The sequence below is a fragment of the Kitasatospora sp. NPDC001603 genome, assembly GCF_040298365.1.
Classification (GTDB): Bacteria; Actinomycetota; Actinomycetes; order Streptomycetales; family Streptomycetaceae; genus Kitasatospora.
Genome location: NZ_JBEPAA010000141.1, coordinates 1 through 10,401, shown reverse-complemented (window position 1 = coordinate 10,401; position 10,401 = coordinate 1). Strand labels below are relative to the sequence as shown.

General features: G+C 71.2%; 8 protein-coding genes. 4 read left to right on the top strand and 4 right to left on the bottom strand.

The window, feature by feature from the left end:
• Window positions 1-310: 310 nt before the first annotated feature.
• The 4 genes from ABT263_RS37930 to ABT263_RS37915 all read right to left on the bottom strand — a co-directional run bounded on the left by ABT263_RS37930 (window position 311) and on the right by ABT263_RS37915 (window position 4,416).
• The gene (locus tag ABT263_RS37930; RefSeq protein ID WP_352298273.1) at window positions 311-685 is read right to left on the bottom strand and encodes an STAS domain-containing protein; all 375 of its coding nucleotides are present in this window, start codon (window positions 683-685) and stop codon (window positions 311-313) included.
• Window positions 682-1,770: a cobalamin B12-binding domain-containing protein gene (locus tag ABT263_RS37925; protein WP_352298270.1), complete on the bottom strand. Its 1,089-nt coding sequence runs from the start codon at window positions 1,768-1,770 to the stop codon at window positions 682-684. The genes ABT263_RS37930 and ABT263_RS37925 overlap by 4 nt, the downstream gene beginning before the upstream one ends.
• Entirely contained in the window at window positions 1,767-3,425 is a 1,659-nt protein-coding gene (locus ABT263_RS37920; protein WP_502885933.1) for a PP2C family protein-serine/threonine phosphatase, read from the bottom strand. The genes ABT263_RS37925 and ABT263_RS37920 overlap by 4 nt, the downstream gene beginning before the upstream one ends.
• Window positions 3,426-3,936: 511 nt before the next feature.
• Window positions 3,937-4,416 carry a MarR family winged helix-turn-helix transcriptional regulator gene (locus ABT263_RS37915; RefSeq protein ID WP_352298268.1) on the bottom strand — a complete coding sequence of 160 codons (480 nt, stop codon included), beginning with the start codon at window positions 4,414-4,416 and terminating at the stop codon, window positions 3,937-3,939.
• Between the two features lie 85 nt (window positions 4,417-4,501).
• Between ABT263_RS37915 and ABT263_RS37910 the strand changes: the two genes are divergently transcribed.
• The 4 genes from ABT263_RS37910 to ABT263_RS37895 all read left to right on the top strand — a co-directional run bounded on the left by ABT263_RS37910 (window position 4,502) and on the right by ABT263_RS37895 (window position 10,369).
• Window positions 4,502-5,692, top strand: a complete 1,191-nt coding sequence (locus ABT263_RS37910) for a PP2C family protein-serine/threonine phosphatase (RefSeq protein ID WP_352298265.1) — start codon at window positions 4,502-4,504, stop codon at window positions 5,690-5,692.
• A gap of 1,612 nt (window positions 5,693-7,304) precedes the next feature.
• The gene (locus ABT263_RS37905) at window positions 7,305-8,666 is read left to right on the top strand and encodes an AAA family ATPase (protein ID WP_352298263.1); all 1,362 of its coding nucleotides are present in this window, start codon (window positions 7,305-7,307) and stop codon (window positions 8,664-8,666) included.
• A gap of 530 nt (window positions 8,667-9,196) precedes the next feature.
• A complete protein-coding gene (locus ABT263_RS37900; RefSeq protein ID WP_352298260.1) occupies window positions 9,197-9,466 on the top strand; it encodes a TniB family NTP-binding protein in 270 nt (89 codons plus the stop codon).
• Between the two features lie 711 nt (window positions 9,467-10,177).
• Entirely contained in the window at window positions 10,178-10,369 is a 192-nt protein-coding gene (locus ABT263_RS37895; RefSeq protein ID WP_352298258.1) for a hypothetical protein, read from the top strand.
• Window positions 10,370-10,401: the final 32 nt, after the last annotated feature.

The following is a 10,401-nucleotide window of genomic DNA, read 5'->3' as shown; positions in this document are numbered from 1 at the left end:
CACCGCCTGGTCCCCGTACGCGGTCGCCGCCCCCTCGGACGAGGCCGCCTGCTTCTCCGTCACCACCCTCTCCCCGGGGTCCGGCCGTTCGGCGTTCCGGGCCACCGCGCTGGGCCTCGGGCGCCCCGGCGGACGCCGTCGGGTGAACCGCCCGTCCGTGCGGAAGATGCCGCGGAACATCGTTGTCCCGGGAAGGCGAAGGCCTGCGACGGCGCCCCGCCGGGTCGTTTCCCAGCGGCGGCCGGCCCCTCGACCGCGATGCGGATGGCCCAGGCCGCGTCGCCGCCCTGGCGGGCCGGACAGCGGACAGCTATCCGCCCGTGGCAGCGTCCGGGACGGCTTCCGCGTCGAGGTCCCGCGCGGCGGGACCGGTGAGGTGTTCGAGGGTCTGGGTGAGGTTGAGCACCCGTTCGAGCACATCGGGGCGGTTGTCCAGGTGCAGGGTGGTACCGGCCGCTGTGGTGTGGCGGTGGACCATCAGCAGTGTCGACAGGCCCGTGGAGTCGATCCACGTGAGGCCGGCGAAGTCCAGCCGGACCTCGGGCGGTGACGGTCGGCGCACGAGGTGTGTCGCGACGGCGTCCAGGAGGTCCGGACCGGTGTCGTGGTCCAGTTCGCCGGTGATGCGGACGACGAGCGCCCCGGCCTGGGGGTCGATGTCGATGAATGGTGTGGGCGCTGTCATGCGTGTGAACCTGGTTCGGGGGTGGAAGGGGCCGCGGGGCCGGTGAGACGGGCGGTTGCCTGGCCGAGCAGGGCGGTGGCACGTGGGAAGTCGCGCAACTGCTCGGTGAGGACGGCCAGGCCTGCCGTCAGTGATCGAGCGGGTACAGATCGTGCACGGAGGATGTCCGCCGTCCACGTCACGAAGGTCGTGAACAGGTCGGGGTCGTCGACGTACAGGGCGGTGGTGAGGAAGTCGACGATGTGGGCGAGGTCCTCCGCGGTGCGCTCGCGCTGATCGTCGCTGTAGGAGCGCATCGCGGGGAAACGGTTCTCCAGATCGACGAGCGTCTGTTTCACCAGTTGAGCGCGGGAGCGGCCGACCATGGTGTATTCCTGGTCGGACAGGTGGGGCAGATCGTCCACCGCGTGTCGGGCGGCGGTCGGATCGGGCCTGGGCAATCCGGCGTCGAGCGCGGATGCGGCGTCGCGAGCGTTGGCCGCCCATCGGGTCGCTCCGAAGGCGCGGGCGTAGCGCCCGTCCGTGCCGAACGCCCGCCCGCCCACCAGGACGGGTATCCCCACGGCCTGGCAGGCGGCGATCGCGGTGTGCGCGGTGGGCAGGTGCGTGGGCAGGGAACTGGACAGCAGCACCGCGTGCGGGTTGGTCGCGTGCAGGTGGGCGATCATGTGCGAGGTCGGGATCTGGGCACCCAGGTAGTCGACCTGCCAGCCACGCAGTCGCAGGACTTCGGCGACCAGACGGGCAGGCAGAGCGTGCCACTCCCCGTCCACACAGCTCACGGTGATCCGACCTCGAACGCTGTCCGCGGTCACCCCGTGGCCATGGACGACGGCCGCGATCGCCCGCTCGTTGATGGCGGTCGCGGCGTGCTCCTGGGCCACGGACATCCGGTTCGCGGCCCACTCGGCGCCCACCCTCTCCTGGACGGCCCCGATCACCTCCAGCAACAGCGTCTCCCTGTCGTGGCCCGCGTCGAGGGCGTCCTCGATCACGTCCACGGCGGCGTGCTCGTCACCGCCCGCAACCGCCGTCCACAACCTGTCACCCAGTTCGGCCACCCACGCGCTGCCACTGCTGCTCATGTGTTCCTCCCGCCCCGCCCTTCCACGATCCTCAGCGGTCCGCCCCGCGGCGCGCCGATGGCGAGAGTCGCCATGTCGTCGTGCCGTCCCCGGCCCAACCACTGGGAAGCCAGCATCTGCACCCGCTCCGTGATCGCTTGCGCGGGCATTCCCGCGCACTCCTCCAGGGCCCGCCTCAGACGCTGTTCACCGAAGAACTCACCACCGGTCGGTCCGCCGCGAGCCTCGGTGATGCCGTCGGTGTAGAGCAGGCAGGTCTCGCCGGGAGCCAGGACGGTCGTGACCGTGCGGGAGGTCACCTTCGGCAGTGCCCCGACCAACTGGCCGGATGTGGCGGCTTCCTCCACCTGGCCGCTGTTGCGGACGATCAGCGGACGCATGTGGCCGGCGCTGGTCAGCCTCAGGTCCACCTGCCCGGCCCGTCGCCGGGCGGACACGAGAATCAGCGTCGCGAACCGGGCATGGTGGGAGGTGAGCAGGGCGCCGTTCAGCAGGCCGAGCACCTGCTGGTGGTCTCCCGACAGGGGGAGCAGGGCGTGCAGGACGCTGCGGATCTTGCCGGTGAGTGCGGCAGCCTCCAGTCCTTTGCCCGCGACGTCGCCGAGGACCGCGAACGTCTCCTGGGAGGGATCCGCGCCGGGGTGGACGTCGTAGAAGTCTCCGCCCACGCGTTCGTGGTCGTTGGCGGCCCGGTAGCTGCCGGCGTAATCGATGCCGTGCACGCGCTCCAGCGTGGGCGCCAGGAGGTCGCGCATCAGCACGGTGGTGAGGGCGGCCTGCTCGCTGTAGAGGCGGGCCGCGGACAGGGCGGCGCCCGCCCGGGCGGCGAACAGCCGGGCGAAGACCTCCTCGCGGTCGGTGAAGGCGCGGTGGGTATCGGCCCGGAGCAGGACGAGCACGCCGGCGGGGACGCCGTGACCGGGCAGGGGAGTGACGATCACCGATCCGATGGGACCGGTGAAGCCGGGCGGGATCGCCCAGTCGGGGATCTCGTCGGGGCTGATCCAGCGGGTGGGCACCGGTGGGTAACCCTGAAGGGCCTCCGCCAGGCCGGGCACGGTGGCCGGGTCGATCCGGGCCATGCTCTGCGTGACCGGGCCGCCGTTCTGTGCGTAGGTCAGGGGGTGGCGGTACCCGTGGGCGGGGCCGACGATGACGGCCGCATCCGCGAGGTGGTCGGCAGCCATCCGGGCGGTCACCTCCGTGCAGCGTTCGACATTCAGTGAGGACAGCAGCGCGCTGGAAATCTGCGACAGCAGATCGGTACGGTCCCGCTCAGTTCTCAGCGCCTGCTCTGCCACGCGCAGATCGGTGATCTCCATCAGCCACCACAACACCTGTGCCCCTCCGTCATCGGTGGGGTGCGCCTCGAAGGTGCGGTGGTGCACCGCGCCCGAAGGGGCGGGAAGTGCGGGGGAACCGCCGTCGGCTCCCCCCTGACGACGATGCGCCTGGACGAGCCAGTCGGGCACGGCAAGATCCGCCAGCACGTCGCCCACCGCGTGGTTGAACAGCGCGCGGGCCGACTCGTTCGCCTCCAGCACGACGCCCGCGGCGTCCATCACCAGCGCCGGGCAGGGCGCATGATGCCACGCCCTCGCGACAAGGTCGGCGGTTGCTCGCGCAGGGGCGGCAGGGCCCTGGGGAGCACTCATAGGCGCGGGAATGCATCGAGCGTACTCCGCTCCTTCTACAGCTCGAAAATGTTGCATCGCGGCAACCGTCTCGCATCGTCCACCAGAAACGCAACCTCGGACCCGATCCCCGCACAGCCCCGGCACATGTTCGAGGCGGCGGTGCAGCGTAGACGCACTGCTACCGGATGGTCACGGTAAGTCGCCGCAGCTGCCCTGCCATACCCCGCCCCCTCTCCCCGCCCTCTGCACCCGACCCTCGGAACCGACGGATCGGCCGGGGCACTGCGTGCCAGGTCAGTGCCTTGACGAGCCGACCGAACCGCCGGCCCCGTGGCCCGCAGGAACTGCGGGGAGGACAAAGTCGGCGGACGCGCTTGGGCTTATCGGTTACATGCCGGAGCGCATCCGATGAATCGGCGGCCGTGCGGCCGTGCCCGTAAGCCTGTGGCCCGTCTGCACCTTTCCTCAACGACGGCAGCGGATCGTCCCCCAGTGGCCTTAACGGCAGGGTGCAGCGACCGAAGGTCGTTCAGGCCGACCGTGCGGCAGAAGTCTCACCCGTCCGCGGGGTCGCAGCCCTGCGGAAGGCCGTCAGGCCGGTCATCAACGCACGGCGGTCGGCTGCGGGCATGGCATCGAGGACCTCGGCGAGTGCCTGTTCGCGAGCCGAGCGGAGCTGGGCCAGGAAGTCCCGCCCGGCAGGTGTCAGGTGCAGTTGGAGCTCGCGCCGACTGGTCGTACTGGCGGTGCGCCGGACGAGCCCGATCGCCTCGAGGCGGTCACACAGCCGGCTGACCGACGAAGGGAGCGATGCGAGGGTGTCGGTGAGCGTGCGGAGGTTGATCCCCTCGTTCTCCGCCAGTACATAGAGCAACCGTAGCTGGGACACCGACACCGGGGCTATGGCCAGGTCCCGGCCCCGACCCCAGAGGACCTCCAAGAGCTCCACCACGGACGACGCGGTGGCCGCATGTTCGGCACGGCCCGGGAACGGGGAGACGGGGTCCATAAGGTCCATGCTGGCATCCCGGTCCCCTCACCGGGTAACCGGTCTGCCGAATCGGCCCGCTTTCGCAGGAGAAGGAGAACAACGGGTGACAGCCGATCTGGCCGCGGTCGAGCGCGCGCTGCGCACCGCCGCCCCGTACGCGTTGCTGGACACAGCTCGTGAGATCCTCGGACGCTGCTACGGCGTGCGGGCAGTCGAGCTGCTACTGGCCGACTACAGCCTGACCGTGCTGCAACGGGTGACCGACCTGCCGCACACGGCCGAGCCGCTGCCCGCACACGCCGGGGCGCCCGGCAGGGCCTTCGGTTCCCAGCAGGCGTTCACCGAGCCCGGCTCGGAGGGCGGCGCTGTGGTGCACCTGCCGGTCACCGTGCGGGGCGACCGCCTCGGCGTGCTCAGCATCGAAGTGGATCGCGCTGACCTCACACCGGAGCGGCAGGCGGAATTCGGCGAGATCGCCGAGATGCTCGGCCACCAGATCGTCGTCGCGGACCGCGACACCGACCTCTACCTCCGGGCCCGCCGTAAGGACCGCCTCACGCTGGCCGCCGAGATGCAGTGGCAGCTGCTGCCAGCCCGTGCCTGCGCGCGGGAGGAGTACGCCATCGGCGCCCAACTGGAGCCCGCCTATGCCATCCACGGCGACAACTTCGACTGGTCGGCCACCGAGGACCGCCTCACCCTGACCATCACCAACGGCATGGGCGAGGGCATTGACGCCTCGCTCCTCACCAATCTCGCGATCAACGCGTTGCGCAACGCGCGGCGAGCCGGCATCGACATCGCGGACCAGGCAGCGCTGGCCGATCAGGCCGTCTACGGCCAGTACCGCGGCGAGGCCCACGTCTCCGTCCTTCTGCTCGAGTTCCACCTGGACACCGGCCTGGTGGAGATCGTCGACGCGGGCTCCCCGAAGCTGCTGCGGCTGCGGGACGGCGCCGTCCAGCACATTCCGTTCGAGGCGCAGCTGCCGCTGGGTCTTGCCGACGAGACCCCCTACGAGCCGCAGCAGGCCCGGGTGCAGCGCGGCGACCGGCTGATCTTCGTCAGCGACGGTGTGCACGCCGTCGCCTCGAAAGCGGGCGAGACCTACGGCACCGCGGCGCTGGCCCGCGCCATCCTGGCGACCCGACTGCTGCCGGCGGCCGAGGTGCCCCGCGCGATCTTGACCGAACTCGCCGCCCACCGCGACGACGACCCCCAGGACGACGCCCTCGTCGTGTGCCTGGATTGGTTCGGCCGCCACCCGGCTCCGGCCGACGCCTCCCCCTCCTGATCTCGTGGCGGCCGTTCAGGCCGCTTGTCCGTGCCCACCGGACGATGCGCGTGCATTCGGTCGGTCCCGCTCCAAGTGGTGACCGGTGAGCGGTAGGGCGAGGACGTCTGAACGCTGTGGCGATCGGCGTGCCTCGCGCCGAAGGTGATCGAGGGTGGTGGTGGCGCCGAACCGGTCCTCAACCAGGACGGCCGGCTCACTGCCGTCCGCAGCGCCCAACACGACGTCCCCTCCCAGAACTGGACCGAAGTCGCGCTCGCCGCGACCCACGACGAGCTCGCTCACACCGAACAGCAGTCCGCCGAACGAGGTGCCATTGGCGGCGTGTTGCTGTCTGTCCTCACCCGGCGTGCCGGGGCCGGGTTCCGGTGACCAGGAACAGGGCGTGGTCGGTAGGGGTGGTCCGGTACCCAGCGTCCTGGAGGGTCTGACTGAGGGCCGCGGTGAGGGCGTGGCGGATGCCACGGAGGTCGGGCAGTCCTCGGCGGACCTCGTGTCCGTCCGTGACCTGTATGGCAGGTCCGAGCGTGTCGGTGGGGCGCCATTCGATCAGCACGCCGCGCTCGTCCAGGCGCAGTCGCAGTCCGGGGGCATCGGGAATCTGCGGGTCGAAGCCGGCGGCGGTCAGGGTTTGGTGGACACCGGCGTGGAGAGCTTGGAGGGCTTGCCGGGGCCGGCAGTTTGGGGGAAGGGGTCCACGGCGGCCGTCGGGCGGTCGTGGGGGTCGTTCATGGTCCTGCTTCTCCGTGTCGCAGGTGGGGAGCGGGCCGGCCGGCGGCGCCACCGGTGGTGGAGCTGTCCTGGGCCGGTTCGTGAGGGTGTTGCCGCCGACCGCTGTCCGTTGCCGTTGTTGCCCGGCTGCCGGCGGGGCCTGTCTGCTCTGGGCCGCGGTCTCATGGTCCGGCCTCGTGGTTGAGGGCCTGTTCGTCCGGCCCGCCGCCCGTTCGCCGCTCGCCGTCCTGCCCACCGCCGTCGTTGCACCCGTTCCGTTCCGTTCTGGCCCGCCGCCGCCCGGCCCGGCTGCGCGCCTGAACCGCGTGCCGGCGCTGCATCGCGGCATCGGCCGCCGTTCCGGCCCCGGCACTGCTCCGCTGCTGAGCCCCGCTCGTCGGGTGCGCCCCGTCTGCTGGCTGCCGGTCCGGTCCGCCGCTGTCGTTGCGCCCGTTCCGTTCCGGTCCGGCCCGGTGCTGCGCCGCCGTCCGTTCCGCAGGCTGCCCGGCCGGCTCGTCGCCGCGGCCCGCCCGCCGTCCGGCTGCCGGTCCGGCCCGCCGTTCCGCCGTCCTGCCTGGCCTCGCTAGCTCGTCCGGCCGCTCGCCTGACGGCTCGCCCGTTCGTCCGGCCCGCCGCAGGCCCGCCCACCTGCCGGTGCTGGGCTGTCTCCCTGTGTGAGTGGGTGGGGTGGTGTCAGCGGCTTGGTCAGCAGCAGCCAGATGCCGGGGAGAAAGCCACTGAGCTGGGCATTTGCTTGATGATGCGACAGATCATGGCTGTCACGAGGTGACTATCTCGCTGAAACGGTGCGCTGATCGGGTCTAGCACACCAGGACTGTGGCTGACATGAGGACGCTTATTCCTGTGCGGCTTGCTGTGTTGGGGGAGTGGGCTGGTACCCATGACCGCTGCGCCTCTGTCCGTGTCGTCCGATCCCGTCCCGGGGGCTGTTCCGGTGTCCGGGCCGCAGGACCCGCTGGTGTCCCGTTCGGGGGAGCGGGCGCTGACGCGGCGGGTGGTGGTAGGTCGTCTGCTCGCGGTGGACGAGGCCGGGCAGCTGTCGTCGGTGCATGTGCGGATCGCGGCCGAGTCGGCTGGGGTGTCGGTGCGTACGGTGTGGAACTGGCTGGCCATCGCCCGGCGGTCGGGTCGTATGGAACCGGTGCCGCGCCGCGGCGCTTTCACGGTCACGGACGAGTTCTGGGCCCGGCTTTCCGAGCTGGGCGGGAACGTGGCGGCGCTGCACCGCGAGCTGACCGGACAGGCCGTTTGCGGGCCGGGCCAGGAGTCCGGGGGACCGATGCCGTCGTTGGGGACGCTGCACCGGGCGGTGCGCCGGGAACAGCGGGCTGGCCGTGTTCTGCAGGGTGTGCGCCCAGGGCGTGGTCGGGTGGAGTCGGCGGTGTATGACCGGGCGCTGGCCGATCTCGCGTTGCCGGGCACGGTCGATGAGGCCGGCCAGGCCTCGCCCGCCACCGAACCCGTGCGGGCGGTTGTGCCCGATGGTTCCGCGGGGGCCGTGCCGCTGGGTGTGCGGTTGTACGTTCCCGGCGCTCATGTGGTCGCGACACGCCAGCTGGGGGAGGTGACGGAAGCACTCGCGCATACGGTCGCCGCGCGGGGGATCGCCTGTGTCTACGGGGATGCGGGGCAGGGCAAGACGGTCGCGGTCCATCAGGCTCTGGGCTTGCTGCCGCGTCGTGTGCCGGTCCGTCAGGCGCAGGTGGCGGTGAAGCCGGCTCTGCCGCAGCTGCGCGCCGCGCTGCTGGCCGCCTTCGGCCTGCCGGCGACCGCGCTGACGAACCGCACGGATGCGGCCGACCGCGCGCTCATCGACGCGTTCAGTTCCCCGGGGGTGCTGCTGATCGACGACGTGCAGCGCATCGCCGCCCCGGAGCTGGACTACCTGCGGCCGCTCGCGGACGCTCCCGCCACGCAGGCCTCGCTGGTGCTGTGCGGGGCCGGTGCCGAGCGCACGCTGGCCCGGGCCCCGGCCCTGGCTTCGCGGGTGCTGACCTGGCAGCACGTCCCGCGCCTGGAGGCCTCCCAGGTTCCCGCCGTGCTGCGCCTGTTCCATCCGCTGTGGCACACCGCGGTCGACGCCGATCTGCTGCACGCGGACGAGACCTGTGGGCGGGGGAACTTCCGGACCTGGGCGAAGATCACCTCCCACGCCTACGCGGCCCTGGATCAGCATCCCGGCACCGGTGCGGACGGCGCGCTGCTGTCCAGGGCGTGTTCCCGGCTCGGCCCCAACCCCTGACCCCGCTACCTTGGCCGCCACCGCGCTGCTGGGCCAGCCGCCACCGCCCCGCCGCATGCGGAAAGGACACCGGTGAACATCCCCACTCCCGACGGCACCGCCACCATCTCGGCGCTCGCGCCTGCGCCAGCTGAGGTCGAGCCCGTCCTGGACGTCGTGTCGTTGAAGGCCTTGCGTGCGCCCGCGGTACGCCGTCTTCTCGGCCTGCGTGCCGAGGGCCGGCTCACCCGGGCACACGTCCACACCACGGCGCAGCGTCTGGCGGTCTCGGACCGGACGGTGTGGCGGTGGCTGGCCGACGCCACCGCCACACCCGCCAGCGCGGACGACCCCGGGGCGCGCCACAGCGACCGGTTCGAGATCACCCCTGAGGTCCGGGTGCTGCTGGCCTACTGGCGTGGCAACGCCTCCGCGGTCCACCGCGAGCTTGTCGCCCGCGCACACTCGGCCACCAGGACGACCCCTACACCCAGCTCGCCGTCGTCTTCGTCGGCGGAGAAGGCTGCTACCAGACCCTGCGCAAGGAACCGATGCTCTCCTCCAGGATCTTCATCTGGCAGCGCCTCGCCCGCCTCACCCCCGAAGAGGTCCTGGACGTCATCCCGCTCTACCACCTCCTCTGGGCCGAAGCCGATCCCGCCGACATCGCCTTCGCCGACCAGCACGCCACCCACGGCAACTTCCGCAACTGGGCCCGCCTGACCGCCCACACCCACACAGCCCTCCAGCGCACCGGCCGCACCCGCGTCGACCAGGAAGTGCTCCGATGGGCCTTCAGCCGCCTTGGCCCAACCGGCTGACCAGCACCGCCCGTTGCGACCCCGGGACACGCTCAGGACCGGGCCCTGTGTACCCGCCGCCTCGACACTGACTGGTGCCCCCGTCAGCGGGGGAGTGAGGGGTCATTCCCACCACCCATCGACCTCCAGATCACAGTGGTAGCAGTCCATTGAGGCACTGTCGGCCAGGTCGAAGCGCAGCCTTGGATTCGCCCGGTGCATGGCCCGCTCGACGGTCTCGCACCCGCCGGCACAGCGTTCGCCCTCAGCGACCGGCTCACGTCGTAGCGGATGCACCGTGCACTTCGTGTACCGGCGAAGTGGGTCATGGTCGACCGGATCGGTGCACCCATTGGGACACGGCCAGTTCTGCGCCGCAGCAGGGGTGCAGCGGACACAGTCCCCCGGAACTCGTTGGTGCGGGCATTGGGAACGGGGAGGAAAGTCCCGGCCGTTGCGCGGGCAGATGAGCCCGAGGTCCCGGTAACGGGAGTAGAGGTTGCGCGCGCAGTTGTAGCAGTTCCCTTTCAGGTACCACTGCGGCTCCTCGGCGCCGACCCGTGCCTGCACAGGCAGTTTCCTCTTGCAGATCGTCGTCAGGCCGTCGAATGTGAAGTGCCTGGTCTGCGTGCTCCACCAGGTGATCCGGATCGGCTGGTTATCAGTCGTCACAGTCACAGTGCTCTCTTTTCGCGTATCCACCGCGGGCGCCCCGGGCGGACGTCCCCTGCCATGTCAAACGATCACGGCCCCGATCCGATCCGGCAGGCGCTCGGCGACCTCACGCTGCACGGCCTGGTCGCCTCCGACGGCAACACCAAGGACCGGCACAAGACCTGGCGGCTGGAGGGCACGGCTGGACTAGTGCTGAATTCCCCAAGTAGCGGGTATATGGCCTCCGTTGGGGTGAATTTGGTGCGGTAGGGGGTGGGGTGTGCCGGGGTTGTTGCGGGCCC